Source organism: Thiohalobacter sp. IOR34, assembly GCF_030406045.1.
GTDB lineage: Bacteria > Pseudomonadota > Gammaproteobacteria > Thiohalobacterales > Thiohalobacteraceae.
This window is the reverse complement of sequence record NZ_CP128988.1, coordinates 333361-359594: the sequence shown is the minus strand read 5'-3', so window position 1 is coordinate 359594 and position 26234 is coordinate 333361. Positions and strand designations below refer to the sequence as shown.

Here is a 26234-nt window from a genome sequence, read left to right as displayed (position 1 = left end):
GGATTATTATGCTATCTTATCCAGCGCCAGTTCACCCACTCAGGCTGCTACAGAGGAGCATTTTTGATGGCTGCGAAAAAGAAAGTTGCGAAGAAAACTGCTAAGAAGACGGCCAAGAAGAAGGTCGCGAAGAAGAAGACGGCTGCAACGGCGGTCAAGAAACCCACTACCAAATCCGAAACCCTCGCCTTCATCGCCGACAAGACCGGCCTGACCAAGAAAGACGTCGGTGCCGTGTTCGAGGCCCTGAACGTGCTGATCAAGCGCGACCTCAGCAAGCGCAGCGGCCCCGGCTTCTACTCGGTCCCGGGCCTGCTCAAGATCAAGGTGGTGCGCAAGCCCGCCACCAAGGCACGCAAGGGCATCAATCCCTTCACCGGTGAAGAGACGGTATTCAAGGCGAAACCGGCCCGCAACGTGGTCAAGGTGACGCCGCTGAAGGGCCTCAAGGATATGGTCTGACAGACGCCCTCGCCAGAAACGACGGCCGGCAGCCGGGATACCGCTGCCGGCCGTTTTTTTCTGCGGCCCACCACGGACGACGCCTCAGCCCGCGGAATCCAGCGCCTCCTGGACACGCAGCTTGGCCTGCAGAAAGGCGCGATGCGGCACGTGCAGCAGATCGGCCACCTTGCGCACCAGATATTCCTCATGCTTGTCCAGCCGCCGGTCGGCGAAGGCCACCCGCCACATCAGCTCCACCACGGCCGTCTTCTGTTCGACGCTGAACGTCTTGTCGATCAGAGCGGTGAACTGGAACAGCGAACTGGCCTCCCGGGCCTCCTGCTCACCCAGCCGCAGCAGCTCCTCCGCCTCGGCAGTGCTCAGCCCGAAGTGCTGGCGCAGCAACCGGGCCACGGTTTCCCGCTCGACGGGCTGCTCCTCGAAATCGGCGTGCAACACCTCCATCAGCAGCGCCGCGGTCGCCAGCCGCAGGGCATGCCCGCCCGCCTCGCCGCCACCGTCCAGGCCGGGACGCATACTGCGCTCGAAGAACTGGCGGATGACGTTCAGCATGCTACTGACGCTCGACGCGGAAACGCCGGCCCTCGGCCTGCAACACCATGCCGGTGGGGGTGATCGTCTCCAGCCGCAGCCCGCCCGGCAGCCGCTCGCCCTCCCGGTACTTGTGCAGACCGATCATCACGAAACGCCGCTCCGCTGCCTCGGCGTAGACATGCACCTCGGGCGCTGGTCGCGGCACCCGCCGACGAAAGGCCTCCGGCATCTCCCGCCACAGCGGCGGCTCGGCGCTGGCGCGTGGCTCTTCGGGCAGAGGGGCGGACCCGGGCTGTCCCGGCGGCTTGTCCAGCGGCGCCGTGGCAAAGGTGACCTGGCCGCGCGGCGGCGAGGAAGGCGCGGGTTCGGGAACCGCCGGTTCTGCCGCTCGCGCCTGCGGCGCGGGCGCCGGGCTCTCGATGGGCTCAGGCGGCATGGGCCGCACCCTGGACGGAGGCGCGGCGGCGGTGGGCGCAGCCGCCAGCGGCAACTGCGGCTCCTCCACGGCCGGCGGTACCGGCCGCAGCAGCAGCCAGGTGAAGGCGGCGGCATTCACCAGCAACAGGCCGCCGACCAGCCAGGGCCAGCGCGCCCGGGCCGGCGCCGCGGGCAGCGACTGCTGGGGTGTATCCAGCTGGGGAACCTGACCCAGGCGGCGCTCGCGTTCCGATTTCTTCAGCGCTTCCAGGATGTAGGACATCAACCGGCCTCCGTGACGGGTTGCAGCCGCGGCGGTGACTGGTCCGGATCGGCGGCATTGAGATGGATCAGGGTCTGGGCACCGACCACACCATCCTGCAGCAGTCCCCGGCTGGCCTGGAAACGCTTCACCTGCTCCGCCAGCGCGGCATCGAACGCCTCGGGACGCTCGGCGGGCGGTGCCTCGCCCTCGATGCGCTGCAGCTGGCGGCGCAACCAGAGCACGTCCGGCGAGCGGCTGCCAGGCTGCAGCACCTCGCTCTTGACCGGCGGACGCCACAACAGGGTGTAGCCGCCATACCAGTGGGCCTGCAGGACCTGCAGGGGAAGCCACAGGCGCTCGGCACCGATCTGCAGCTCGACCCGCTCGCCGTCGACCGTCAGCAGCAGCGCCGGCACCCGTCGGCCGGCCGCGTCGACCAGCTGCAGGATGGCCGGCCGGTCATAGCTGAGCAGTTGCGACCAGCTGCCGCTGCGCTGCAGGCAACGCATGCCGAGCGCCTCGGCCTGTTCGCAGGGCGCGGGGCCGTCGAGACGCAGGGGAAGCTGCCAGCGCCGGAACAGGGCGGCCCAGGCCTGCAGCCCGGCACTGTCGTCGAGGGCGGCAAGCCGCGTCTGCAGGGCAGCGGCCGGCGCGCCGCCGGCGGCCTGGCCCGGCTCGTCCACAGCGGCCACGACGGGCGCTTCCGTGACCGGCCGCCCGGGGGCCGGTGCGACATCGTTCGCTGCCTCGAGCGGCGGCCCGGTGGCGACCGCCGGTGCCTCGGAACCACCCTGCCAGAGCGCGGCGGCACCGACCAGCAGCAGCATCAGGGGCGCGGCCAGCCACCAGAGCCGCGAGCGGCCCTCGCCCAGCGGCTGCTCGGTCAGAACCTCGGCGGCCGCCCGGCGCAGGATGCGCCGATCGACCTTCGGCCGTTCCTCGACATAGGCACCGAGCAGGGCACGGTCACAGAGGATGTTGATCAGCCGCGGGATGCCGCCGCTCAGCCGCTGCAACTCGTCGAGAGCGGCCGGGCTGAACAGCTCCGTGGCATTGCCGCTGACCCGCAAGCGGTGGCGGACGTAGGCACGCAGTTCGTCACGGCTCAGCGGCTCCAGGTGATAGCGGGCGGTGATGCGCTGGGCGAGCTGGCGCAGCTCGTTGCGCTCCAGCAACTGCTTCAGCTCCGGCTGGCCGATGAGGATGATCTGCAACAGCTTGGCCTCGGCTGTCTCCAGGTTGGTCAGCAGGCGCAGCTGTTCCAGCACCTCGGTGCTGAGGTTCTGAGCCTCGTCGACAATCAGCACGGTGCGCCGTCCGGCGGCATGGGTCTCCAGCAGATGCGCGTTGAGCGCATCGATCAGCCGCTTCAGGCTGTCGCCGTCCTGCGGATAGTCGATGCCCAGCTCGTCGCAGACCGTGGCCACCAGCTCCAGGGCATTGACCCGCGGATTGAGGATCAGGGCCACGTCGACGTGGTCCGGAATCTGCTCCAGCAGGGCCCGGCACAGCGTGGTCTTGCCGGTCCCCACTTCGCCGGTCAGCTGGACGAAACCGCCGCCCTCACCGATGCCGTACAACAGGTGGGCCAGCGCCTCGCGGTGGCGCTCGCTCAGATACAGGTAGCGCGGGTCCGGGGCAATGGAGAAGGGCCGACCGGTCAGGCCGAAATAGTCTGCATACATCTAGGCTTCCGCTGGCGTCAGGCGCCGTCTCATGGAACAGGCCACTGCGGCATGTTGATGGCATCCGCCGGCAAAGACAACCGTAGCAGGGCAGACAGCACGGGGAGGGCGGCGAACGTAAAGAGGACCGACACCCCACGTTTTGAAGCGCGCGAACGAAACCAAATGAATTTCAACAACTTGGGATCGAGAGCGGCCCTACCCTTTCCCTGAACTGTCAGCATAGCTTACAATTTTGCCGGCCCGGGACCGCCAGACAGGCCCCAGACCCGCAATATCAGTCTGAAATTGAAGGCAATTTTTCGGGCAGGCACAAAGTTTGCGACCTTTCCAGGTAACGCCCGTCAGCACACAAGAACCGAATAAACGCTGAGGAGGACACCATGAATGCAATGGTACACCGCATCATCGCCGGACAGAGCGTCTATGCCCGCCCGGTCTACAAGGGGGGCAGCCTGCCGGCCTACTGGACCGCCATCATCAACGGCCACACCCTGCCCAAGACCTTCGACTCGGTCGACGCCCTGTTCCGCTTTGCCTCGTCACAGGCGTACCGCCACTGAGGGATCAACCCACCTGTTGCACCCGGGATCCACCCTGCGGAGCGAAATCCCTGGCGCAACAGGCTGTACATCACGGCGCGGCTTCGCCACAATGTCGCCCGGCCAACAGACGGCGTCGGCAGAGGGCCATTGATGACGACCGCCTGGCCAGGCCCCGAAAAACACCAACCAACAATACGGGCAGACATGGACGACACAGATATCCGGGTGGATATCCGGCTGCGGATTGCCAATCGCCTGTCGGATCAGGAAACGACCAGACTCTCCGAAGGGCTGGCGAACATGGACGGCGTCCATGCCGTGCAGCTGGATGGCGCCTCCCAGCTGCGGGTCCAGTTCAACCCCTTTCTGCTCAGCGGCCGCGACATCCTCAAATGGCTGGCCCAGCACACCATCCGCGCCGAGCGCATTCCCCAGCAAGACGCCGGCTGACCCCTGACCCGCCTATTACACCAAGGCGGGCGACGCCAGCCAGGCCGACAGCGCCTCGCGCAGCCGGTTGATCTGGCCGTGAAAGAAGTGGCCGGCGCCGGGCAGCTCGACATAGGCCGGCCGTACCGCCAGCCCCTCCAGCCAGGCACGCAGTTGCACGGCCGGCACGATCTCGTCCTCCGCCCCCTGCAGCACCAGCCAGGCCGCCCCCTCAGGCGCCTGTAGGCCTGCGAAGGGAAACAGATTGACCGGCGGTGCAATGCTGATCAGTCGTGCCGGCGCAGCCTGCTCGGCCGCCGCCAGGCCGACATAGGCGCCAAACGAGAAACCGGCCAGCCAGAGCGGCAGACCCGGCCAGCGCTGCCGGCCCTGCTCGATCACCGCCAGCAGATCCGCCTGCTCTCCCCTGCCCTCGGCATAGTGACCGGCACTCTCTCCGACCCCGCGGAAGTTGAAACGCAGGGCAAGCGCCCCGGCAGCGCTCAGGGTCTGGGCCAGGGTATGCACCACCTTGTTGTCGAGGCTGCCGCCATACAGGGGATGGGGATGGGCGATCACCGCCAGCGCCGAGGGTTCATCCGGCGGGCAGTCGATCCGCCCCTGCAGGGGGCCGACCGGACCGTCGAAACGGGTCTTGCCCGTGCTGCAGTTCATCTGCGCTCTGTGGGGAGTGGAAAGCCCGCCCGCAGCGGCCTGCCCCACTCAGGCGGACGCGAAGCCAGCGGCCGGGGGGAACCCCGTTGCACCGTGATTTCAGAGATCGCGCACCTGCCCGCGGCGCTCGAGACGCGGCGCATGCAGGGCGAGATCCAGGTAGTACCAGCCATCGAGATCGAGGAAGTCGCGCTTGCCATTGGCGTATTCCAGCACCACGCGGCGCACCTGGCTGCCCGCGTAGAGCACCGCGCGCACCTGTACCAGCTGGCCCACGATATTGGTATACCAGTAGCCCGGTATCGGCATCTGCTGCAACAACATGATCCTTGTCCGTCCCTCGCTCAGCCGCATTTCGAATCGCCGCAGTTCAAGCACGTCAGGCAGCCGTCCATCTGGATCGCGGCCTTGGTATTGCACTTGAGGCACAACTGCGCCCCCTCGGGGAAGTCCTGGGCTGCGGCCTGCCCGGCGCTGTTCGCCGCCGCCTCGAACTGGGCGCGCTTCTCCTCCACCAGCTTGCGCTGGTGCTCGTCCAGCCCCTCGTCCCTGAGCATGCCGATCATCCGCAGGTGACATTCGATGGCATCGCCGATCTCGGCCACCAGCGAGGGCATGTACTTGCCTCCGCGCTTGAAGTAACCGCCGCGCGGATCGAACACCGAACGCAGCTCCTCCACCAGGAAGGTGACGTCGCCGCCCTTGCGGAACACCGCCGAGATGATACGGGTCAGGGCGACGATCCACTGGAAGTGATCCATGTTCTTCGAGTTGATGAAGATCTCGAAGGGGCGCCGCAGTTCATGTTCGGTGCCCGGATTGAGAATGATGTCGTTGATGGTGACATACAGGGCATGTTCGGAAAGTGGCGTCTTGATCTTGTAGGTCGAACCGAGCAGCATCTCGGGCCGCTCCAGCTTCTCGTGCAGATGGACGACCTTCTCCTCCTCCACCGCCTCGGCGGCCTCGGTTTCCGGCTCATCCTTGAGGACACCGTAATCCACAATCTTCTGGTCGATCTTGATCATCATCTAGAAACCCTCTGCTGGCGTCCCTCTCAGAACTTGCCGTAATAGCCTTCTTTCAGTGCATCGTAGAGATTGGCCGCGGTATGCACCTCGCCGTCGTACTCGACCTCCTCGTTGCCCTTCACCTCCAGTGTGCTGCCGTCCTCCAGGGTGAAGACATAGGTGGTGTTTTCCAGATCCTGTTCCTTGACCAGCACCCCCTGGAAGGCCTCCGGGTTGAAGCGGAAGGTGGTACACCCCTTCAAACCCTGCTCATAGGCGTAGAGATAGATGTCCTTGAAATCCTCATACGGGTAATCGGTTGGCACGTTGGCGGTCTTGGAGATACTGGAGTCGACCCACTTCTGGGCAGCCGCCTGGATGTCGACATGCGCCTTGGGAGTGATGTCCTCGGCGGTGATGAAGTACTCCGGCAGCCGGGCCGCCTCGTCCTCGCTGTAGGGCATGGCCTGGGGATTGATCAGCTCGCGGTAGGCGAGCAGTTCGAAGGAGTAGACGGCCACCTTCTCCTTGGTCTTGCGGCCCTCGCGGATCACATTGCGGAAATAGTGGTGGGCGAAGGACGGCTCGATGCCGTTGCTGGCATTGTTGGCCAGCGACAGGGAGATGGTGCCGGTGGGCGCGATCGAACTGTGATGGGTGAAGCGCGCCCCCACCAGCGCCAGTTCCTGCACCAGTTCCGGCTCCAGCCGCGCCACCTCCTGCATGTAGCGGCTGTACTTGGCATGCAGCAGCTTGCCCTGCACCTGGTCACCGACCTGCCAGCCATCGCGGCGCATCTCCGGCCGCTGTTCGAGCATGGCCTCGGTTACCGTAAACTCCTCCTCCATGATCGGCGCCGGCCCCTTTTCCTTGGCCAGATCCAGCGCCGTGCGCCAGCCCTCCAGCGCCAGCTCGCGCGCCACCTGCTCGGTGAACGCCACCGAATCCTCGGATCCGTACTTCATGCGCAGCATGGTGACCGTGGAACCGAGACCAAGGAAGCCCATGCCGTGGCGGCGCTTGCGCAGGATCTCGTCGCGCTGGCCGTCGAGTGGCAGGCCATTGATCTCCACCACGTTGTCCAGCATGCGGGTGAAGACGCCGACCACCTTGCGGAAGGCCTCCCAGTCGAAGCGGGCATTCTCGGTGAAGGGGTCGCGCACGAACTTGGTCAGGTTTACCGAACCCAGCAGGCAGGAGCCGTAGGGTGGCAACGGCTGCTCGCCGCAGGGATTGGTCGCCCGCACGTTCTCGCAGAACCAGTTGTTGTTCATCTCGTTGACCTTGTCGATCAGGATGAAGCCCGGTTCGGCGAAGTCGTAGGTGGAGGCCATGATCATGTCCCACAGACGCCGCGCGCGGATGCTGCGGTACACCTTGCAGGCGACCTTGCCGGCCTCGTTGCTGATGTAGCCCTCGGTCGAGGGCCAGCTGCGCCACACCACCTGCTGTGGATCATCCAGATCGAGACGTTCGGTCTCCAGTTCGGCCTCGGTCAGGGGAAAGGACAGCTTCCAGTCGGCATCGACCTTGACCGCCTCCATGAAGTCGCGGGTGATGAGCAGCGAGAGGTTGAACTGGCGCAAGCGGCCGTCCTCGCGCTTGGCACGAATGAAATCCATCACGTCCGGGTGGCCGATGTCGAAGGTGGCCATCTGCGCGCCACGCCGGCCGCCGGCGGAGGAGACGGTGAAGCACATCTTGTCGTAGATGTCCATGAAGGACAGCGGGCCGGAGGTGTAGGCACCGGCGCCGGCCACGTAGGCCCCCTTGGGGCGCAGGGTGGAAAACTCGTAGCCGATGCCGCAGCCGGCCTTCAGGGTCAAGCCGGCCTCGTGCACCTTCTCCAGGATGTCGTTCATGGAGTCGCGGATGGTACCGGACACCGTGCAGTTGATGGTGGAGGTGGCCGGCTTGTGCTCCCAGGCACCGGCGTTGGAGATGATGCGGCCGGCCGGGATGGCGCCGTGGCGCAGCGCCCAGAGGAACTGCTCGCGCCAGTGCTCGCGGGCCTCCGGCGTCTGCTCGACCTCGGCCAGGGCCTGGGCCACGCGCTGGTAGGTCGCATCGATGTCCCGGTCGACGGCCACGCCCTCCTTGGTCTTCAGCCGGTATTTCTTGTCCCAGATGTCCTGCGAGGCCTCCTGCAGGGCGATGTCCGTCGTCGCATGGGTCACGGCCGTAAGCTGTGCGGTCTTCATCGAACCTCCTGAATTCCCTTGTATGACGTGGCAAAAGCCGGTTTGTTATCTGGGCCGAATTGGCCGATCCGCCGCAAATAGCGCCCCGATTCAGCGAGTTGCGGATCACCCCTCACCACAAGATCTTGTGGTGAGGGGGATAGGGTATTTCGCTTCCTCCGGACTGTCAACCGTTTTCCTTTGCAAGGTTTTATTTTTATTTTTCAACAAGTTATTTTATCCATCGGATGCCAACAGGTTATCAACAGCTTATCCAGAGGAGGCGGACGAGCAATGACGAACCACTATATATTGTGTTCCTAATATACGCCACTTCCAGCCACCGCCAGCCCCCTACGGACGCCCGCCGCGGCCCCTGCCAAGCGGGCGGGCGACAGCGGCCGGCCCCTTGTGGCCGGCGGCCATCGTTCCCATATATGCGCCAGAGTCAGATATTTGCGAAAGAGGAGAACACATCATGAGCCTGGTACGTTACGAACCCTGGAGCCTGTTGAACCAGCTGCACAGCGAGATCGATCAGCTGTTCGATCCGCGCAACCGCAAGCTGTCGAGCGAGACCTCGCCGGTGAGCACCGCCGACTGGGTGCCTGCCGTCGACATCAAGGAAGAACCGGAGCGCTTCGTCATCCATGCCGACGTGCCCGGCGTCGACCCGGACGCCATCGAGGTGAGCATGGAGAACGGTGTGCTGACCATCAGCGGCAAGCGCGAGGAGGAGAAGAAGGAGGAACGCGAGGGCTACAAGCGCATCGAGCGCGTCCGCGGCAGCTTCTTCCGCCGTTTCACCCTGCCTGATACCGCCGACGCGGAACACATCAGCGCCAAGGCCAGGAACGGCGTTCTCGAGATCGTGATTCCCAAGCACGAGAAGGTGCAGCCGCGCCGCATCCAGGTCGAGGGCTGAACCGGCCCGCGCGGCACACAACCGAGCCAGGCTGCCGCCCCCAGGGGGCGGCAGGCGGCTGATCGACGCGACAACGGGCAAACAACAATATGAAATTCAAGGATTATTACGAGATTCTCGGCGTCCCCAAGGATGCCAGCCAGGATGAGATCAAGCGCGCCTATCGCAAGCTGGCACGCAAGTACCATCCGGACGTCAGCAAGGAACCGGATGCGGAGGAGCGCTTCAAGGTGATCAACGAGGCCAATGAGGTCCTCAAGGATCCGGAGAAGCGCGCCGCCTACGACCAGCTGGGCGCCAACTGGCAGGCCGGGCAGGAATTCAACCCGCCCCCCGACTGGGACGCCGGCTTCGAATTCAGCGGCGGCGGCTACACCGAGGCGGACGCCGCCCATTTCAGCGACTTCTTCGAATCCCTGTTCGGCGGCGGGGGCCCCTTTGGCAGCCGCGGCAGCCGTTACAGCTATCACCGCCAGGGACCGCTGCGCGGCGAGGATCACCATGCCAAGATCTTGATCCGCCTGGAGGATGCCTACTACGGCAGCACGCGCAACATCACCCTCAAGGCCCCCGAACTGGACAGCAGTGGCCATGTGGTGGTCCGACCGCGCACCCTGAAGGTGAAGATTCCCCGCGGCATCACCGCCGGGCAGCGCATTCGCCTGGCCGGCCAGGGCGGCCCCGGCAGCAGCGGCGGCCCGAATGGCGACCTCTACCTGGAGATCGAGTTCGAGCCCCATCCGCTGTTCGCCCCCGACGGCCGCGACATCTACCTGAGCCTGCCGGTCACACCCTGGGAGGCGGCGCTCGGTGCCAAGGTCCAGGTACCGACCCTGGGCGGCAAGGTCGACCTGAAGATCCCGCCTGGCGCCCAGAGCGGCCAGAAGCTGCGCCTCAAGGGCCGCGGCCTGCCCGGCAAGCCGCCCGGTGACCAGTATGTGGAACTGAAGATCGTCACCCCGCCGGCGCGGGACGAGAAGAGCCGCGAACTCTACCGGCAGATGGCCGAGACGATGCCGTACAACCCCAGGCAGGAAATGGAGGCGTACCGTGGTGAGGCATGAGGAACAGATAATCACGGCCGTGCTGCTGGACGAGGAGCAGGAACTGTCCATCGGCGAACTGGCAGAGGCTTGCCAGATCCACGCCGAGCGTCTGCTGGAGATGGTGGAGGAAGGTGTGCTGCGCCCCTGTGGCGGTCGCCCCGGTCGCTGGCGCTTCCGCGCCGCGGAACTGCAGCGCGCCCGAACCGCCCTGCGTCTGCAACAGGACCTGGACATCAACCTGGCCGGCGTCGCCCTGGCCATCGAACTGCTGGACGAGGTGCAGCAGCTGCGCCGCCGGGTACGGAGCCTGGAGCAGCGACTCGGCATCAGCAAACCAAGGAGGTGAGACGATGAGCAGACTGGAGCAACTGAAGGAAGGCCTGGGCCAGGCCTGGGAAAACCTGGCCGAGGGCTGGCACCGCCTGCGCGAACGCGCCGGCCAGGCCCTGACCCGCTTCCAGCCCCGCCTGCGTGGCGGCGAGCTGGAGACGCGCGACGAACAGTTCCTGCAGCTCGTGCCCCAGTGGGGTCTGCTGCCGGCCGAGATCCACGAATCGAGCGATGAGGTGAAGGTACGGCTGGAGGTCCCGGGCATGGAGGCGGACCAGTTCGACGTCAGCGTCCTCGACGGCTACCTGCTGGTGCGCGGCGAGAAGCGGCACCAGCGCGAGCAGCAGGAGGGGCGCTACCACCTGCTGGAATGCGCCTACGGCAGCTTCGAACGGGCCATTCCGCTGCCGGCCGAGGTCGACGACAGCAAGGCCCGTGCCCGCTACCGGCGCGGCATCCTCACCGTGACCCTGCCCAAGACGGCCACATCACGCAGCCGGCGGATCACCATCGAAAGCTGACCCTGCACCCGCCGGCCGGAAACGACCGGCGGCTGCTTCGACACCGCCTTCCCCCTCTGCGCCCGCCGTTCAGGGCAGGGCCGCAGCCGCCTGCTCCCCGGCGGTGATCGACCAGCCGCGCATCCGGTCGCTGCTGCGCCGCCCGGCCTGCCGGCGGCGCTCCGCCTGACAGCGCCGTTCCCCGTCCGCACCCTGCCCGGCCCTGACCCGGCGCCGCTCGCCGCTGCGGCGCTCGGTGTGGTGGCGCCGTTCCGGACGCCCGCGGGAGAAATCGAAGGACGCCGACTGGATCCGTCCCAGACGGGTCATGATGTAGGGCACCGGGAAGGCCTCGATGTATTCCTCCGGCAGGCCGAGCAGCTTTTCCTTGAAGGCATCCGGCGCGAACAGCATGGGGATGATGTTGTTGTAGTAGGCCGCCTTGGGTGTCATGCGCAGGATGTCGCCATCGCATTCCAGGTAACCCAGCTCACCGAGCGCATCGATCAGTTCACCGAACACCGCCTGCAGATCGACGCCATACTTGTAGCGCATCTGGCCGATACTGACCCAGGTGAAGCGCAGCTTGCTGGTCAGCTCGCGACAGAATTCCAGCTCCCGGTCGAGCTCGTCACAGGTCGCCACCGGCAGCCGCCCCTCGTCGATGGCCTGGCAATAGGACTTGATGCTGGCGATGTTCTGGTAGGGCCGACGCGGGGCATAGCCCTGGGCGTTCATGCCCAGGGCGAGCAGCGGCAGATTGTCCCAGCGCCGTACCTGGTGGCGGTAGGAGGCACGCCGCGGATCGACGAACACGTTCTGCAGAACCGGCTGGAAGCCGAAGGAATCGAGCAGGGCCTCGGCACGCGCGAACTGACGGATCTTGTACTCGTAAAGCGAATCCTTGGGCGGTTCGAAATGCTGCAGGCTCTGGCTGCGCTGCTTGTCCAGTGCATAGATCGACAGGCTGGGCACACCGATCTCGTGCAGCCGGCCGAGGCTCTCCAGCAGGGCATCCTCGTGCTCGCCGTCGAAACCGTACATGGTGTCGACGTTGACGTTGCCGATGCGCTCCACCGCATCGGTGAGCTCCCTGACCGCCTCGTCGATCGAATAGCTGCGATTCATGCCGGCCAGCAGCGCCTCGTCCAGCGACTGGATGCCATAGCTCAGCCGGTTGACCCCCAGCGACCTGAGCAGTTCCAGCTTGACCCGTGGCAGGGTGCCGGGCGAGGCCTCGACGGTGATCTCGGCATCAGCCTCGATGTCGAAATTGGCATGCAGGCCCTCGAACACCCGGCGCAACAGCACGCCGTCGAGGAAACTGGGCGTGCCACCGCCGAAATAGATCGATTCGCAGACCTGGCCGGCCATGGCCTCCCGGTACATCGCCATCTCGCCCAGCAGCCGGTCGATGTAGTCTTCTGCCATGCGGCTGCCGCGACCGGGAATCACCGCGTAGTAGCAGAAGCTGCACAGGCTCTTGCAGAAGGGACTGTGCAGATAGATCGAATAGCGACCGGGGACCACCGAGGGCCGGGCAAAGAGCGCCGCGGCATCGGCCGGCGGCTCGGACTTGCTGAGCAGCGGTGGCGGGAAGGTCCAGTCGAAACAGGGGAAGAAATCGTTCTGCACCTGGAGCAGCTCGCCGAGACGTGCCGCCAGGCCGTCCACGGCCCCGCCGGCATTTGGCATCGCAGCCGCCTCGACCTCGCGCAGCGACGGCGCCTCGATGAACCTGGACCGCTTGTTGAAACAGTCGCTGTAGTGCTTCATCCCCACCTCCTCCACATGTTGTGGCGGACCTCCGTAACCGACGTGGCCCGCTTCTCATCCCCCCGGAATCGGCTGACCCGCATATTGCACCAAGGCGGCCTTGAATGCGTAATTCAGCCGGTGTTTCTCAAGGCAGTAATTCCCTCTGCGAGCAATTGTGCCCTGCTACGGTTTGTGCCTATTCGAGTTCAGACCAAATCTGGCGTCGCATTTTGCCCGATCCCCCTTGAACCATAGCGACGGCTATGCTTCGGCGGGCGATCGAACAAACTGCTTGGCCAGATTCGCCCTGAAACTCGAATCCTTCGTGCAATATCCGGGCTAACCCTATACCCTGCGGCGGACAGGGGCAAGATTCAGCTGGTCAGACGGCGGTAGATGTCGGAGACCTTGAGCGGCAGCTTGCGCACCTCGTCGATCACCGTGTAATTCACCGCGCCATACATGTGCGGCAGATAGTCACGCGCCTCGCTGTCGATGGTGATGCAGTAGGGATGGATGCCGTCGCGCTTGGCCTCGATCAAGGCCATGCGCGTGTCCTCGATGCCGTAGGCACCACGGTAGGTATCGTAGTCGTCAGGCTTGCCATCGGAGAGAGTGATCAGCAACCGGGTACGGGCCTCGACGCGATTGAGCAGCGCACTGAGGTGGCGGATGGCGACACCCATGCGCGTGTAGTCACGCGGCTGGATGCTGCTGATCCGTGCCTTGACCGTCTCGTCGTAGGGATCGTCGAAGGTCTTCACCCGGTACACCTCGCAGCGCTTGCGGGTCATGCCGGAGAAGCCATAGATGGCATAGCGGTCGCCCAGAGTCTCCAGCGATTCGCAGAGCAGCACCAGCGCCTCGCGTTCGGCCTCGTTGATCCAGCCCTTGGTCGAACCACTCATGTCGACCATGAACATCACCGCGATGTCACGCTCCAGCTTGTGCATCTTGGTGAACAGCCGGTCGCTCATCTCCAGACCGGACTTGCTGTCGGCCCAGGCCTCGACCAGGGCATCGATGTCGACATCATCACCGTTGACCTGCTTCTTCAGCAGCTTGTCCTCACCGCGCAGCGCCTCGAAGGTACGACGCAGACTTTTCACCAGACCAGCGTGCTTGTGCAGGGTGCGCTCGACGAATCCGTCGTGCTGCGGCGTCACCTCCAACTCACGCAGCACCGCCCAGTTCTTGCGATAGTGCTGACGCTCGTGATCCCACTCGTTGTAATGGAAGGCCCCCTCCTCGTGATAGGTCCCCTTCCACACCTCGCCCGGGTCGCGCGTCCTGTCGGCGGCCGGCGCATAGCCGCCGTCGCCGGCCGCGAACAGATAGTCGTCCGGGATCTCGCCCAGATCCTGGAGGATGGAGTCCATGCTCGCGCGCACCTCGTCCGGTGGCGCCAGCGGCTTGCCGTCCAGCGTCACCTCGTAGCGGCAACCCTCCGGCATGGTCTCATCGGGCGTCTTCCGCAGCCCCAGCCGCGAGGCCCGCCCGGCCGCATCCTGCTCCGCGCTCTGCAGACCGGCCGCCTCCAGACGCCGGCGCACGGACTCCTCCATGCGCAGCAGGCCGAGGCGCAGGGCCTCGCGGTCACGCGCCAGGCGCTCCGCCCGCACCGCCTCCACCTCCGACGGCCGCAGGCTGCCCTGGTAGGGCAAGGGCTCGGGCAACGGCAGCGCATACAGATCGGGCAGCAGCGCATAGCTGTCCTCGACCCGCGCCCCGGGACGGGACAGGCGTTCGACGGCCTGCATCCAGTGGGGCGGGGGGCCGGGATGCCCCACCTGCTCGCGCAGGGCGGCCATCTCCCGCGCCACGCCGGGCAAGTCACGGGCGATGCAGGCGTCCAGGCGCAGCGACTCCAGTGCATGAAACAGGGCCATGGCCCGCTCGGCATCGGCGAAGTGGCGGCAGGCCTGGACCAGGCTCAGCCGCCAGCTGCCGTACCAGGTCTGCGCCCACTGGTGCACGGCCAGCGCCTTGTAGAGCCGGAAGTTGTCCTGCCGGGCGGGCAACCGGACCAGGCTCTGCGGCAGGTAGAGGGTCTCGCTGTCGGTATAACAGACCTCGCCGGCCTGCAGCTTCAGACGCCGGCCGTTCAGGCCCTGGACGAAGGCCTCCAGGACAACCGCCACCTCGTCGAAGGCGACCCCCGTGCTGCGCGAGCGCCGCTCGCGGGCAAAGTCCTCCACCTGCTGGAAGGCGGCCACCGCGGCCTGCAGGCCGGCGGTGTCGTAGGCATCCATGCATTGCAGCAGCCAGGCCTCCACGCCCGCCTCGTCCATCAGCCGCAGGGCAGGGACCGCATGACAGACGAACTGGAAGGCCATGCCGGAACTGGTCTTGGCGACCACCTCCACCCAGTGCAGCACGAAATCCTGCTGCGACCGCGGCAACTGCGCCAGTGCCGTCGCCGGCGCCTCCGCGGCCCCGCTGGCGATCATGAAGGGCTCGATCCTCGCCTCCAGCTGGGCGGCATCCAGCGGCCGGTCGGCAGCCTGCGGAAAGTCGTGGTCGTCGCTCCAGCGCACCGCCGAGCCGAGCGGCAAGCGGCAGCCGGCCGCCGCCTCGCGCACCTCCAGGGGGCCGGCCTCGATACGGCGCCCGGGCAACACCTCGCCGAGCAGCTGGGCCAGGGCCTCCCCCTGCCATCCGCTATCGCTGCTGGCCAGCCAGATGCCGCGGCAGTCTTCGCCGACCAGGGGGGGCAGCAGCTTGATCAGCCGCGGCAGGTCGATGTCGCTGTCCCAGGCCTGGACCGTGCCGCCGAAGGCGGTGCGCGGGGCATTGACCAGGATCAGCTCGAAACGCTCGCGGCGACGCAGCGCCCCCTCGAGGAAGGCCAGGACCTCGGCCTCGACGTACTCGATGCCGTCCTCACCCAGCGCCGCCCGGGCCTCGGCCAGGCGCGCGGCACTGGCGTCGACATGCACCACCTCGGCTCCCGCGGCCAAGGCCGCCGCAGTCAGCGCGCCGGCGCCGGCGAAGAGATTGAGCACCCGCAGCCGCCGCAGGTGATAGCAGCCCGCCAGGCGCGCGGCGATCCACTGCCGGCAGAGCAGCTGTCGCGGTTGGAGACTCAGCCGCCCCTCCTCCAGCAGCCGGCAGTGCAGCCGCTGGCCCTCGAACTCCAGCGGCCATTCCCGCGCCAGCCCCGGGCGGGCGGCCTGCCAGTCGCCCGGCTGACCGATGGCGCCGGGCCGGAAGCACCAGTCCGCCTGCCAGTGGTCCAGCCGCGGCTCGGCATCGGCCAGGCGCTCCGGCCGCTCGACCCGGTACTCGCCCCAGCGTTCCAGCACCCGGCCGCGGCCGACGTCGAGCAGGGCATAGTCGCCGCAAGGGCTGTCCAGGCGAAGCTCAGCCACGGCCGCCGTCCATGGTGACCCCGGTCACTGACAGCCGGCCGAGACAGGTTCTAACCTCCCCCCTCATGGAAACGGACCACAGTTTGCTCAATACGCTTATCATCGCTCTGGTTGTCTTCTGCTGCCTCGTGGTGCCACTGCTCCTCGCCTGGCGCCAGCGGCAACGGCCGGAAAGGCATGCGGAAAAGCCTGTCACTGACGACAAGAGGCGGGGCAGGGAGCTGCCTGAGTAACCCTAGCAGGCTGTTGAAAAAGTCTCTGGCGAGTGCGAGACAAGGCAAAAAATGGCGAAAAAGCGCAGTTTACATGGCCGTAAATGAGCATTTTGAGCCATTTTTTAACGCCGTATCGTGCCGTCAGAGGGTTTTTCAACAGCCTGCTAGAAGACCGACGCGCTCAGCTCGTTGACCGCGACCCGCATCTCCGGATCGTCGGTCAGCGCCTCGGAGAGCGCGGCCCGGCAGGCGGCCACCGGGGCGATGCCGCTGCGCATCAGCTTGGCGGCATGCACCAGCAGCCGGGTGCTGGCGCCCTCCTCCAGGCCACTGCCCTTCAGGTTGCGGGTCATGCGCGCGAACTTGACCAGCTTCTGGGCCAGCGCCTCGTCGATGCCGGTCTCGCGCTGGATGATCTGCGCCTCCAGCTGCGCCGAGGGATAGTCGAAGTTGAGCGCCACGAAACGCTGCCGGGTGCTCTGTTTCAGATCCTTGAGCACGCTCTGATAGCCGGGGTTGTAGGAAATCGCAAGGCAGAAGTCGGCGGCGGCCTCCAGCAGTTCGCCACGCTTCTCCATCGGCAGCACCCGCCGGTCGTCGGCCAGCGGGTGGATGACCACCGTGGTGTCCTTGCGCGCCTCGACGATCTCGTCCAGGTAGCAGATGCCGCCGGCCCGCACCGCCCGCGCCAACGGCCCGTCGATCCATTCGGTATCGCCACCGCTGACCAGGAAGCGGCCGACCAGGTCGGAGGCAGTCAGGTCGTCGTGGCAGGAGACGGTGATCAGCGGCCGCTTCAGCCGCCAGGCCATGTGCTCCATGAAACGGGTCTTGCCGCAGCCGGTCGGCCCCTTCAGCAGGAGCGGCAGGCCATTGCGATAGGCTGCCTCAAAAACCTCGATCTCGTCGCCAACAGGCTCGTAATAGGGCTCATCTTCTATGAAATATTCTTCCAGCTTGACGGCGCGCATGGTCACGACGGACTCCTCGACGGCTATTCCAGGCCGGCACGTTAGCGCGATGTCCGGGCCACGGCAACAAATGTCCCAGGAAAAAGGTGGGATACCTTTTATATAGGTGGTCCGGATGCGGCGCCAGCCGGCAGCGGGCACATATGTCGTTTCTATTTCCGCATTCGAAATTTCGATGCATTTCCGGCACGGATCGTATGGCACCGCCGAGGGAGAGAGAGTATCTTTGCACATCCTGATGCCCGGGCCCGGCGGCAGCTTGCCCGGCCGGCCGCAGGACACGCCGGTTTCTTGACCCAAGGCAAGGCAACGGTGTGCGACTTGCCCCAAGTTACGCACCCAGCCTTTTCTCATTTGCACGTATGAGCTTCGCGCGCCCCGGTGCACGCCAGGACGCAGGCAGTTTTCAGATAAGTCGGTATCCGAGGAGGACTATCCATGTCGGAGGTAATCGCGACCAACCAGACCATCCTGGTGGTGGGCGGCGGGATCAGCGGCATGTCCGCAGCACTGGAGGCCGCGGAATGCGGCAAACAGGTGATCCTGGTCGAAAAGAATCCGTCCGTCGGTGGCCGGGTAAGTCAGCTCTACAAGTACTTCCCCAAGCTGTGCCACCCCAAGTGCGGACTGGAAATCAACATTCGCCGCATGAAGGCCAACAAGAACCTGCGCCTGATGACCCTCACCGAGGTCACCAAGGTCGAGGGTGAGCCCGGCAACTATCAGGTGACCCTGAAGACGGCGCCGCGCTACGTGAACGAGAACTGCACCGCCTGCGGCGCCTGCGCCGATGCGGTGGAGGCCGAATTCGACAGCGAATACGACTACGGCCTGGGCAAGCGCAAGGGCGCCTACATCGCCAACAGCCTGGCCTATCCGCAGCGCTATGTGCTGGACCCGCGCATCATCGGCACCGCCGACGCCGACAAGGCCAGGGAGGCCTGCAAGTACGGCGCCATCGACCTCGACATGCAGGACGAGGAGACCACGCTGACCGTCGGCGCCATCATCTGGGCCACCGGCTGGCAGCCGTACGATGCCAACAAGATCCAGCCCTACGGCTACGACCGCTTCGCCAACGTCATCACCAGCGTCGAATACGAGCGCATGTCCGACCCCTTCGGACCCACCGGGGGCAAGATCCTGCGCCCATCCGACGGCAAGGAGGCGAAGAACGTCGCCTTCATCCAGTGCGCCGGTTCGCGTGACCGCAACCACCTCAAGCACTGTTCGCGCATCTGCTGCATGGCCAGCCTGAAGCAGACCACCTATCTGCGCGACAAGTACGGTGACGACTTCAAGGCGTCCGTCTACTACATCGACATCCGTGCCATCGACCGCATCGACGACTTCTATCAGAAGGTGAAGGCCGACGAGAACGTCACCTTCATCAAGTCCAAGGTCGCCTCCATCACCGAGGACAAGGAGACGGGCAACCCGGTGCTGCATGGTGTCGACACCGAGGGCTACCACCGCTACAGCAACCCGCACGACCTGGTGGTACTGGCCGTCGGCATGGAGCCGAGCGTGCCGGCCGACAGCATGCCGATGGACATCACCATCAACGAGGAAGGCTTCATCGTGCCCGACGAGGCCAATGGCGCCATCTTTGCGGCCGGCTGTTCGGCCGATGCCCTGGACGTGAACCGGGCGGTGCAGAGCGCCACCGCCGGCGCGCTGCGCGCCATCCAGGTCGTGAATCGAGTTGCCGGGACGGAGGGTTAATCCATGGCTGACATCAAGATTGGAGCATATATCTGCAAGGGCTGCGGCCTGGGCGAACGCCTGGACTGCGACCAGCTGGCCACCATCGCCCAGCGCGACGGCAAGGCCCAGGTGGTCAAGCAGCATGACTTCCTGTGTAACGCCGAAGGCGTGAAGCTGATCCAGGACGACATCGACAACGAGGGTGTCAACCGCGTGGTCATCGCCGCCTGCTCGCGTCGCGCCAAGACCGAAGCCTTCGACTTCGACGGTGTCGCCATCAGCCGCGTCAACCTGCGCGAGGGTGTCATCTGGGTGCGTCCCGACGAGGACGAGATGCAGGAAACCACCCAGGAGATGGCCGACGACTACGTGCGTATGGGCTGTGCCGAGGCCAAGTTCATGACCCCGCCCCAGCCGTCCGAGAACCGCGGCCAGGAAAACGCCATCCTGGTGGTCGGTGGCGGCGTGTCCGGCATGACCGCCGCGCTGGAAGCCGCCAAGGCCGGCTATCCCGTGCACCTGGTCGAGAAGACCGGCCAGCTGGGTGGCGCCCTGGGCCACGCCTGGAAGGACATTCCGCAGAAGGCCCCCTTCGGCGAGCTGATCGACCCACCGGTGGCCGCCCTGGCGGCCGAGATCGAGGCGCAGTCGAACATCACCGTGCACCTCAACTCGACCATCACCAAGACCTCGGGCGCACCGGGCCGTTTCTCGGCTGACATCACCTCCGAGTCCGGCAGCACCAGCACCGAGAACTTCGGCGCCATCATCCAGGCCTCCGGCTTCAAGCCCTATGACATGAGCCAGCTCCCCGAGCTCGGCGCCGGCAACCCGGACGTGGTCGACCAGCTCGGCCTGGAGGAACTGGCCAAGGCGGCCAACGGCGGCCCCATCAAGCGCCCCTCCGACGGCAAGGAGGTGACGCGGGTCATGTTCCTGCAGTGCGCCGGCCAGCGCAGTGACAAGGAGGGCCACCTGCCCTACTGCTCCGGCCACTGCTGCCTGACCTCCATCAAGCAGGCCATGTACTTCAAGGACCAGAACCCGGACATCGAGGCCACGGTGCTGTTCACCGATCTGCGCACCCCGGGTGCGCCCGGCGAGGACTTCTACCGCGCCGGCCAGGACAAGGAGGTCACCTTCCGCAAGGGCATCGCCTCCGAGGTGACGGCCGGCGGCAATGGCCTGACCGTCAAGTTCAAGGATCTGATCCTCGACGAGGAGATGAGCGAGGAGGTCGACCTGGTGGTGCTGGCCACCGGCATGGTGCCCAACGCCGGCGTCAATATCGAACTGCCGGTCACCGAGGACGAAGAGAGCAAGGACGAGAACGAGGAAGCCAGCGCCGAAGTCAATGTGCCGGTGGAATCGATCCTCAACCTCACCTACCGCCAGGGACCGGACGTGCCGCAGCTGAAGTACGGCTTCAGTGACTCGCACTTCATCTGCTTCCCCTACGAGACCCGCCGCACCGGCATCTACACCTGCGGCCCGGTGCGCCGGCCGATGGATACCGCCCAGGCGATCGAGGACGCCACCGGCGCGGCCCTGAAGGCCATCCAGGCGGTGGAGAACGCCCACCTCGGCCGTGCCCTGCATCCGCGCTCCGGCGACCTGTCCTTCCCCTCCTTCCGCAAGGACGGCTGCACCCAGTGCAAGCGCTGCACCGTGGAGTGTCCGTTCGGTGCCATCGACGAGGACGAGGAGGGTTATCCGCAGTACAACGAGTCGCGCTGCCGTCGCTGCGGCACCTGCATGGGCGCCTGCCCGGTGCGCGTCATCTCCTTCGAGAACTACTCGGTGGATACCGTCGGCCAGCAGCTGAAGAACGTCGACATCCCGGACGAGTTCGAGGAGAAGCCGCGCATCCTGGTGCTGGCCTGCGAGAACGACGCCTACCCGGCGCTGGACATGGCCGCCATGCAGGGCAACCTGTACAGCCAGTGGGCCCGCGTCATCCCGGTACGCTGCCTGGGCTCGGTCAACACCATCTGGCTCACCGATGCCCTGAACAGCGGTTATGACGGCACCATCCTGATGGGCTGCCAGAAGGGCGAGAACTACCAGTGCCACTTCGTGAAGGGCTCGGAAATGGCCCATTACCGGATGAGCAAGATCGATGACACGCTGTCCCAGCTCAATCTGGAGAAGGAGCGCGTGGCCACCTACGAGGTCGCCATCACCGACATCGACCGCGCACCGAAGCTGATTGACGACATGGCCGAGACGATCGAACAGATCGGCATGAGCCCCTTCAAGTTCTAGGAGCGATTCATGAGCGACTATAACCAACAGATGATCGAAAAGTACCGCGGCAACTTCCTCAAGGAAGTCGAGGCCAACGTCGAGGAAGGGGACTGGGTGAAGATGTGCATGCAGTGCGGCGTCTGCTCGGGCTCCTGCCCCTTCGGTCCGCACTGGGAACATCCACCGCAGGAAATCTTCATGATGATTCGCGCCGGCAAGCGCGATGAAGTTCTGCAGTCGGATTCGATGTGGATGTGCACCTCCTGCTACAACTGCATCGCCCGCTGCCCGCGCGGCCTGCCCATCACCCACATCATGCATGGCCTGGCCACCTACTCGAAGCGCCTCGGGCTGGTGCCCCAGCAGCAGCCGACGGCCAAGTTCGCCCAGCTGTTCTGGGACAACCTGACCAAGACCGGCCGCGTCAACGAGCTGAAGCTCGGCCTGCAGCTGTACTTCATGAACGGCTTCTCCGAAGGCATCAAGACCTCGCTGAAAATGAAGGACATCGGCCTGGGGATGCTCAAAACCAAGCGCATGAGCCCCATGGAGCTGTTCGGCGGACACAAGTGCAAGGACACCAAGGGCCTGCACGCCATGCTCGCCAAGGCCCAGGAAATCGAAGACGCCAAGATCGGCAAGACCGGCGCCTAAGGAGAAGACAATGGCTAAGAAAACCTATTCTTTCTATCCGGGCTGCTCTTCCCAGAAGGCGGCTTCCGCGTCCAACTACCAGGTCTCGGTCGAGAGCATGTGCAAGACCCTGGACATCGAGCTGAACGAGATTCCGGACTGGAACTGCTGCTCCGCCTCGATCGGCTATGCCGGTGGCGGCGAGCTGCCTCGCCTGGCCCTGTCGGCACGCAACATCGCCCTCTCCGAGCAGGCCCATCCGGATCAGGACATCGTCGCCACCTGCGCCGCCTGCTGGCTGGCCACCCGCGAGACCCAGGAGCGGCTGCGCGAGGACGACGACCTGATGAAGGAAACCAACGAGGCGCTGGCCGCTGCCGGCCTCAAGATCGAGGCCAACAAGAAGGTCCGCCACATGGTCGAGGTGCTGATCGAGGACTTCGGCTACGAGGGCCTCGGCCAACCGGTCAAGAAGCCGCTGGAAGGCATCAAGATCGCCGGCTACGTCGGCTGCCAGACCAACCGCCCGTTCGGCATCGCCGGCGAATCCTTCGAGAACCCGAAGTACCTGGACAAGATGATCGAGACGGTCGGCGCCGAGCCATGCAACGACTACGAGAAGAAGGTGTCCTGCTGCGGTGGCGCCCTGGCCTTCTCCGAGCCGGAAAAGAGCCAGGCCCTGATCAAGGACATCATCGAGTCGGCCTACGACAACGGCGCCGAGATGATCGTCACGCCCTGCCCGGTGTGCCAGATGAACACCGAGGTCTATCAGGACCAGATCAACCAGAAGTATGGCACCAAGTTCAAGATCCCCGTGGTCTACTACTCCCAGCTGCTCAGCGTCGCCTACGGCGCCTCGGCCAAGGAGGCCGGTCTCGACGGCCAGGTGATCCCGGCCAAGAAGCTGGAGGATATCGCCAACAAGTAGCCCGCAGATTCAGGTGCAAATCATCAAGGCCCCTCAGTGAGGGGCCTTTTTTTGTGGTTCATGACCACGAAAGCCGCGAAAAAATCTCGATAGCAGGAGCCACACCGACCCCTGAAAGACACCATCCCTTTCCGTGGATTTCGCGGCTTTCGTGGCCATATCCCATCCGTGTTTACCATGGTCATCAACTCACATCTTTGCTGACTCTCGTGATGGAAGAATCCCGCCGCTCCGGCCTGCCGTGACAGGGCGGGCAACCCCGCCCGGCCCGGACTTGCTATCATGGGCCATGGACGACGCCTCGCATGTCTACGCCGGCCTCACCCCGGACCTCATCCTCGACGCCGTGGAGGCCCAGGGGCAGCGCTGCAGCGGCCATCTGCTGGCCCTGAACAGCTACGAGAACCGGGTCTACCAGATCGGCCTGGAGGCGGGCGGCTTCCTGGTTGCCAAGTTCTACCGCCCGGGGCGCTGGAGCGACGCGGCGATCCTCGAGGAACACGCCTTCAGCCGCGAACTGGCCGAACGCGACATCCCGGTCGTGCAGCCGCTGACCGATGCGGCCGGCGTCACCCTGTTCCGGCATCAGGGATTCCGCTTCGCCCTCTACCCCCGCCAGGGCGGACGCTGGCCGAATCTCGACGATCTGGACAACCTGCTGCGACTCGGGCGCCTGCTCGGCCGCATCCACGCCGTGGGCGCCATGCGCCCCTTCAGCCATCGCCCGCGGCTGGACCCGGAAAGCTTTGGTGTCGCGTCAGTCGACTACCTGCTGGGTGAAGGCCTGCTGCCGGCCCATATCGAACTCGCCTACCGCACCCTGACCGCCGACCTGCTGCAGCAGATCGAGTCGGCCTATGCCCGGGCCGGGGAGATCCGCCTGATCCGCCTCCATGGCGACTGCCATCCCGGCAACATCCTCTGGACCGACGACGGGCCGCACTTCGTCGATCTCGACGACTGCCGCAGCGGACCGGCCATACAGGACCTGTGGATGCTGCTCTCGGGTGAGCGGCGCGAGATGGCCGCCGCGCTCAGCGAACTGCTGGAGGGCTACCAGGAATTCCACGATTTCGACTACCGCGAGCTGCAGCTGATCGAGGCCCTGCGCACCCTGCGCATGATCCACTACGCCGCCTGGCTGGCGCGGCGCCGCGACGACCCGGCTTTCCAGCAGGCCTTTCCCTGGTTCGGCAGCGACCGCTACTGGGAGGAACACATCCTCGCCCTGCGCGAGCAGGCGGCGGCGCTGAATGAGCCGCCGCTGAACGTCTGACCCAGCTATCCCGGATATTGCACCAAAGCGGCCCAATTGACATGAGAATCATTCGTATTTACAATCGAGAAATATTCTCAACTATTGGCCGGACAGACTTCGACCCATGCCCCCCACCACCAGCGAGGCCAGCCTCAAGCTCCACGAGATCCCCGTGGTCGCCCGCTCCGAGCGGCAGCGACATGCCCTGACCCGGGCCCTGGAGGCCTTCTTCGTCCGTCATCGGGACCGCCTCGCCTGGCTGCATCTCGGCATGTTCGTCCTGTTCCTGGCCCTGCTGTTCGGCCCGCTGTTCCTGCCGTCGCCCGCCGAGAACGCCGGCCCCCTCGACCACCCCACGACCTTCGCCAACTACCTTCTCTGGGGACTCTGGTTCCCGCTGGTCTTCCTCTCCGTGATCTTCACCGGCCGCAGCTGGTGCGGCCTGCTCTGCCCCATGGGGGCAGCCTCGGAATGGGCCAACCGGCGCGGTCTGCAACGCCCAATCCCGGCCTGGGTCCGCTGGGAAGGGACGCCGATCCTCAGCTTCCTGCTGATCACCATCCTCGGCCAGACGCTCGGGGTGCGCGACCACCCCGAGGCGGTCGCCGAGGTGTTCGGCGGCACCCTGCTGGCGGCCATCGTGCTCGGCTTCCTCTATGGCCGCAACAAACGCGCCTGGTGCCGCCACATGTGTCCCATCGGCCTGCTGCTGGGCGTCTTCTCACGTCTCGGTGCCGTGCAGTTCTGGCCCAAGCGCAAACGACCGGGTGGCGACGCCTATACCGAGCGCGGCCTGTGCCCGACACTGATCGACATCAACCGCAAGGAGGAATCCCGCCACTGCATCGAATGCTTCCGCTGTGTGCATCCGCAGTCCAAGGGGGGACTGATGCTGCGCCTGCGCCGACCAGGGCGTGAAGTGGAGGCCATCCGCGACCACAATCCCAATGCCGCGGAGGTGTGGTTCCTGTTCCTCGGCACCGGCGCCGCGCTCGGCGGCTTCCTGTGGCTGGTCCTGCCCGCCTACAACCGCCTGCGTCAGGCGGTCGGCGAATGGTTCATCGAACACGGCCACTACTGGATCGGCGAGGCAGGCCCCGCCTGGCTGATGAGCGTCCACCCGGACCGCCGTGAGGTGTTCAACTGGCTGGACTTCATGATGATCGTCGGCTTCATGCTGGCCTGCACCCTGCTGTTGACCCTGCTGCTGTCCCTCACCACCGGCCTCAGCGCCTGGCTCGCCGGCCGCAGCGGCGCCGATCTGGACCTGCGCCGACGCTTCATCGAACTGGGATATGCCTACGCCCCGGTGGCCATGGTCTCGCTGGTGATCGGCCTGGGCGGCGAACTGTTCGAGGCACTGCGCCTCGTCGATCCCGGCGGCCTCAGTATCGGCTACGCCAAGGGCGTCCTGTTCGTGCTCAGCCTGCTGTGGAGCATCCAGCTCGGCAACCGCATCCTGCAGCGCCAGGGCGTGGCCGGCCCGCGCCGGTGGCTGCCGCTGCTGCCGAGCACCGCCGGCAGCCTGGCGGTCGGCCTCGCCTGGTGGCCGGCCATCTTCGGCCTGTGAATCCTCCCCTTCAACCAAGGAGTCCGAGATGCACCTGATTCGTTCCCTTCTCACCAGCCTGCTGCTGGGCGCCTCCACCGCGGTCAGCGCCGGCGACGTACGCATCGGCAGCGTGGAAAAAAACGGCATGCAAGTGGGTGCCGTGTACATCCAGCCGGTGACCATGGAACCCATGCTGCCTGGCATGGCGCAGCCAGCCGACATCCACCTGGAGGCCGACATCCACGCCCTCAGGGACAATCCGCAGGGCTTCCGCGAAGGCGACTGGATCCCCTACCTGAGCATCAGCTACACGATCAGCAAGCAGGGCTCGGACTGGACGCGCAGCGGGATCCTGATGCCGATGGCCGCCAACGACGGCCCCCACTATGCCAGCAACCTCAAGCTGGACGGGGCCGGCAAGTATCGCCTGCGCTACCACATCAAGCCACCACCCTATGCCGCCTTCCACCGGCACAGCGACAGGGAAACCGGCGTCGCGCCCTGGTGGGCACCCTTCGACCTGGAGTGGGACTTCATCTACGTCGGCGTCGGTAAAAAGGGCGGCTACTGACCCCATCGCCTGAC

Annotated in this window: 24 protein-coding genes; 14 read left to right on the top strand and 10 right to left on the bottom strand. The window is 65.6% G+C overall.

Annotated elements, in window-relative coordinates; translation table 11 throughout:
* Positions 1-66: 66 nt before the first annotated feature.
* Entirely contained in the window at positions 67-462 is a 396-nt protein-coding gene (locus QVG61_RS01715) for an HU family DNA-binding protein (protein WP_289931590.1), read from the top strand.
* 84 nt (positions 463-546) lie between these two features.
* On the opposite strand, the gene QVG61_RS01710 is transcribed toward QVG61_RS01715, so the two are convergent.
* From QVG61_RS01710 to QVG61_RS01700, 3 genes are read right to left on the bottom strand one after another with little or no spacing between them, the layout of a single operon-like run.
* A complete protein-coding gene (locus QVG61_RS01710) occupies positions 547-1017 on the bottom strand; it encodes a TerB family tellurite resistance protein (protein WP_289931589.1) in 471 nt (156 codons plus the stop codon).
* A 1-nt stretch (position 1018) separates the two neighbouring features.
* The gene (locus QVG61_RS01705) at positions 1019-1699 is read right to left on the bottom strand and encodes a general secretion pathway protein GspB (RefSeq protein WP_289931588.1); all 681 of its coding nucleotides are present in this window, start codon (positions 1697-1699) and stop codon (positions 1019-1021) included.
* Positions 1699-3366: an AAA family ATPase gene (locus QVG61_RS01700; protein ID WP_289931587.1), complete on the bottom strand. Its 1668-nt coding sequence runs from the start codon at positions 3364-3366 to the stop codon at positions 1699-1701. Before QVG61_RS01700 ends, QVG61_RS01705 begins: the two co-directional genes overlap by 1 nt.
* Before the next feature lie 383 nt (positions 3367-3749).
* Here QVG61_RS01700 and QVG61_RS01695 point away from each other — a divergent pair, with 383 nt between their 5' ends.
* Complete coding sequence (locus tag QVG61_RS01695; protein WP_289931586.1) at positions 3750-3929, top strand: hypothetical protein; 180 nt, start codon at positions 3750-3752, stop codon at positions 3927-3929.
* A 186-nt stretch (positions 3930-4115) separates the two neighbouring features.
* Positions 4116-4361, top strand: coding sequence for a hypothetical protein (locus QVG61_RS01690; protein WP_289931585.1), 246 nt, complete (start codon positions 4116-4118; stop codon positions 4359-4361).
* A 15-nt stretch (positions 4362-4376) separates the two neighbouring features.
* On the opposite strand, the gene QVG61_RS01685 is transcribed toward QVG61_RS01690, so the two are convergent.
* The 4 genes from QVG61_RS01685 to QVG61_RS01670 form a co-directional block, all read right to left on the bottom strand.
* Complete coding sequence (locus QVG61_RS01685; protein ID WP_289931584.1) at positions 4377-5015, bottom strand: alpha/beta fold hydrolase; 639 nt, start codon at positions 5013-5015, stop codon at positions 4377-4379.
* A gap of 99 nt (positions 5016-5114) precedes the next feature.
* The gene (locus QVG61_RS01680; protein WP_289931583.1) at positions 5115-5339 is read right to left on the bottom strand and encodes a hypothetical protein; all 225 of its coding nucleotides are present in this window, start codon (positions 5337-5339) and stop codon (positions 5115-5117) included.
* A gap of 20 nt (positions 5340-5359) precedes the next feature.
* Entirely contained in the window at positions 5360-6046 is a 687-nt protein-coding gene (locus tag QVG61_RS01675; RefSeq protein ID WP_289931582.1) for an NrdJb, read from the bottom strand.
* Positions 6047-6072: 26 nt separating this feature from the next.
* The gene (locus QVG61_RS01670) at positions 6073-8226 is read right to left on the bottom strand and encodes an adenosylcobalamin-dependent ribonucleoside-diphosphate reductase (protein ID WP_289931581.1); all 2154 of its coding nucleotides are present in this window, start codon (positions 8224-8226) and stop codon (positions 6073-6075) included.
* A 457-nt stretch (positions 8227-8683) separates the two neighbouring features.
* Between QVG61_RS01670 and QVG61_RS01665 the strand changes: the two genes are divergently transcribed.
* The 4 genes from QVG61_RS01665 (at position 8684) to QVG61_RS01650 (ending at position 11027) form a co-directional block, all read left to right on the top strand.
* Complete coding sequence (locus tag QVG61_RS01665) at positions 8684-9130, top strand: Hsp20/alpha crystallin family protein (protein WP_289931580.1); 447 nt, start codon at positions 8684-8686, stop codon at positions 9128-9130.
* Between the two features lie 89 nt (positions 9131-9219).
* Positions 9220-10194, top strand: a complete 975-nt coding sequence (locus tag QVG61_RS01660) for a DnaJ C-terminal domain-containing protein (protein ID WP_289931579.1) — start codon at positions 9220-9222, stop codon at positions 10192-10194.
* Positions 10181-10522, top strand: a complete 342-nt coding sequence (locus QVG61_RS01655) for a chaperone modulator CbpM (protein WP_289931578.1) — start codon at positions 10181-10183, stop codon at positions 10520-10522. The genes QVG61_RS01660 and QVG61_RS01655 overlap by 14 nt, the downstream gene beginning before the upstream one ends.
* Positions 10523-10526: 4 nt before the next feature.
* Positions 10527-11027 carry an Hsp20/alpha crystallin family protein gene (locus QVG61_RS01650; protein WP_289931577.1) on the top strand — a complete coding sequence of 167 codons (501 nt, stop codon included), beginning with the start codon at positions 10527-10529 and terminating at the stop codon, positions 11025-11027.
* Between the two features lie 69 nt (positions 11028-11096).
* On the opposite strand, the gene QVG61_RS01645 is transcribed toward QVG61_RS01650, so the two are convergent.
* The 3 genes from QVG61_RS01645 to QVG61_RS01635 all read right to left on the bottom strand — a co-directional run bounded on the left by QVG61_RS01645 (position 11097) and on the right by QVG61_RS01635 (position 17321).
* Positions 11097-12782: a coproporphyrinogen-III oxidase family protein gene (locus QVG61_RS01645; protein ID WP_289931576.1), complete on the bottom strand. Its 1686-nt coding sequence runs from the start codon at positions 12780-12782 to the stop codon at positions 11097-11099.
* 356 nt (positions 12783-13138) lie between these two features.
* A complete protein-coding gene (locus QVG61_RS01640) occupies positions 13139-16135 on the bottom strand; it encodes a VWA domain-containing protein (protein ID WP_289931575.1) in 2997 nt (998 codons plus the stop codon).
* A 379-nt stretch (positions 16136-16514) separates the two neighbouring features.
* Entirely contained in the window at positions 16515-17321 is an 807-nt protein-coding gene (locus QVG61_RS01635) for a CbbQ/NirQ/NorQ/GpvN family protein (protein WP_289932680.1), read from the bottom strand.
* A 438-nt stretch (positions 17322-17759) separates the two neighbouring features.
* Between QVG61_RS01635 and QVG61_RS01630 the strand changes: the two genes are divergently transcribed.
* The 7 genes from QVG61_RS01630 to QVG61_RS01600 all read left to right on the top strand — a co-directional run bounded on the left by QVG61_RS01630 (position 17760) and on the right by QVG61_RS01600 (position 26220).
* Positions 17760-19046, top strand: a complete 1287-nt coding sequence (locus QVG61_RS01630; protein WP_289931574.1) for an FAD-dependent oxidoreductase — start codon at positions 17760-17762, stop codon at positions 19044-19046.
* 3 nt (positions 19047-19049) lie between these two features.
* Positions 19050-21293 carry an FAD-dependent oxidoreductase gene (locus tag QVG61_RS01625; RefSeq protein ID WP_289931573.1) on the top strand — a complete coding sequence of 748 codons (2244 nt, stop codon included), beginning with the start codon at positions 19050-19052 and terminating at the stop codon, positions 21291-21293.
* A 9-nt stretch (positions 21294-21302) separates the two neighbouring features.
* Complete coding sequence (locus QVG61_RS01620; protein WP_289931572.1) at positions 21303-21929, top strand: 4Fe-4S dicluster domain-containing protein; 627 nt, start codon at positions 21303-21305, stop codon at positions 21927-21929.
* Between the two features lie 10 nt (positions 21930-21939).
* The gene (locus QVG61_RS01615; RefSeq protein WP_289931571.1) at positions 21940-22839 is read left to right on the top strand and encodes a CoB--CoM heterodisulfide reductase iron-sulfur subunit B family protein; all 900 of its coding nucleotides are present in this window, start codon (positions 21940-21942) and stop codon (positions 22837-22839) included.
* A 289-nt stretch (positions 22840-23128) separates the two neighbouring features.
* Positions 23129-24115: a serine/threonine protein kinase gene (locus QVG61_RS01610; RefSeq protein WP_289931570.1), complete on the top strand. Its 987-nt coding sequence runs from the start codon at positions 23129-23131 to the stop codon at positions 24113-24115.
* A 106-nt stretch (positions 24116-24221) separates the two neighbouring features.
* Positions 24222-25667 (top strand): 4Fe-4S binding protein, encoded by a 1446-nt coding sequence (locus QVG61_RS01605; protein ID WP_289931569.1) that lies wholly within the window; start codon positions 24222-24224, stop codon positions 25665-25667.
* A gap of 28 nt (positions 25668-25695) precedes the next feature.
* Positions 25696-26220, top strand: a complete 525-nt coding sequence (locus QVG61_RS01600) for an iron transporter (RefSeq protein ID WP_289931568.1) — start codon at positions 25696-25698, stop codon at positions 26218-26220.
* Positions 26221-26234 lie beyond the last annotated feature (14 nt).

Excerpts from the sequence above, each read along its gene's own strand:
- QVG61_RS01715 (WP_289931590.1), top strand. The coding sequence starts at position 67 with ATGGCTGCGAAAAAGAAAGTTGCGAAGAAAACTGCTAAGAAGACGGCC.
- QVG61_RS01710 (WP_289931589.1), bottom strand. The coding sequence starts at position 1,017 with ATGCTGAACGTCATCCGCCAGTTCTTCGAGCGCAGTATGCGTCCCGGC.
- QVG61_RS01705 (WP_289931588.1), bottom strand. The coding sequence starts at position 1,699 with ATGTCCTACATCCTGGAAGCGCTGAAGAAATCGGAACGCGAGCGCCGC.
- QVG61_RS01700 (WP_289931587.1), bottom strand. The coding sequence starts at position 3,366 with ATGTATGCAGACTATTTCGGCCTGACCGGTCGGCCCTTCTCCATTGCC.
- QVG61_RS01695 (WP_289931586.1), top strand. The coding sequence starts at position 3,750 with ATGAATGCAATGGTACACCGCATCATCGCCGGACAGAGCGTCTATGCC.
- QVG61_RS01690 (WP_289931585.1), top strand. The coding sequence starts at position 4,116 with ATGGACGACACAGATATCCGGGTGGATATCCGGCTGCGGATTGCCAAT.
- QVG61_RS01685 (WP_289931584.1), bottom strand. The coding sequence starts at position 5,015 with ATGAACTGCAGCACGGGCAAGACCCGTTTCGACGGTCCGGTCGGCCCC.
- QVG61_RS01680 (WP_289931583.1), bottom strand. The coding sequence starts at position 5,339 with ATGTTGTTGCAGCAGATGCCGATACCGGGCTACTGGTATACCAATATC.
- QVG61_RS01675 (WP_289931582.1), bottom strand. The coding sequence starts at position 6,046 with ATGATGATCAAGATCGACCAGAAGATTGTGGATTACGGTGTCCTCAAG.
- QVG61_RS01670 (WP_289931581.1), bottom strand. The coding sequence starts at position 8,226 with ATGAAGACCGCACAGCTTACGGCCGTGACCCATGCGACGACGGACATC.
- QVG61_RS01665 (WP_289931580.1), top strand. The coding sequence starts at position 8,684 with ATGAGCCTGGTACGTTACGAACCCTGGAGCCTGTTGAACCAGCTGCAC.
- QVG61_RS01660 (WP_289931579.1), top strand. The coding sequence starts at position 9,220 with ATGAAATTCAAGGATTATTACGAGATTCTCGGCGTCCCCAAGGATGCC.
- QVG61_RS01650 (WP_289931577.1), top strand. The coding sequence starts at position 10,527 with ATGAGCAGACTGGAGCAACTGAAGGAAGGCCTGGGCCAGGCCTGGGAA.
- QVG61_RS01645 (WP_289931576.1), bottom strand. The coding sequence starts at position 12,782 with ATGAAGCACTACAGCGACTGTTTCAACAAGCGGTCCAGGTTCATCGAG.
- QVG61_RS01635 (WP_289932680.1), bottom strand. The coding sequence starts at position 17,321 with ATGCGCGCCGTCAAGCTGGAAGAATATTTCATAGAAGATGAGCCCTAT.
- QVG61_RS01630 (WP_289931574.1), top strand. The coding sequence starts at position 17,760 with ATGTCGGAGGTAATCGCGACCAACCAGACCATCCTGGTGGTGGGCGGC.
- QVG61_RS01625 (WP_289931573.1), top strand. The coding sequence starts at position 19,050 with ATGGCTGACATCAAGATTGGAGCATATATCTGCAAGGGCTGCGGCCTG.
- QVG61_RS01620 (WP_289931572.1), top strand. The coding sequence starts at position 21,303 with ATGAGCGACTATAACCAACAGATGATCGAAAAGTACCGCGGCAACTTC.
- QVG61_RS01615 (WP_289931571.1), top strand. The coding sequence starts at position 21,940 with ATGGCTAAGAAAACCTATTCTTTCTATCCGGGCTGCTCTTCCCAGAAG.
- QVG61_RS01610 (WP_289931570.1), top strand. The coding sequence starts at position 23,129 with ATGGACGACGCCTCGCATGTCTACGCCGGCCTCACCCCGGACCTCATC.
- QVG61_RS01605 (WP_289931569.1), top strand. The coding sequence starts at position 24,222 with ATGCCCCCCACCACCAGCGAGGCCAGCCTCAAGCTCCACGAGATCCCC.
- QVG61_RS01600 (WP_289931568.1), top strand. The coding sequence starts at position 25,696 with ATGCACCTGATTCGTTCCCTTCTCACCAGCCTGCTGCTGGGCGCCTCC.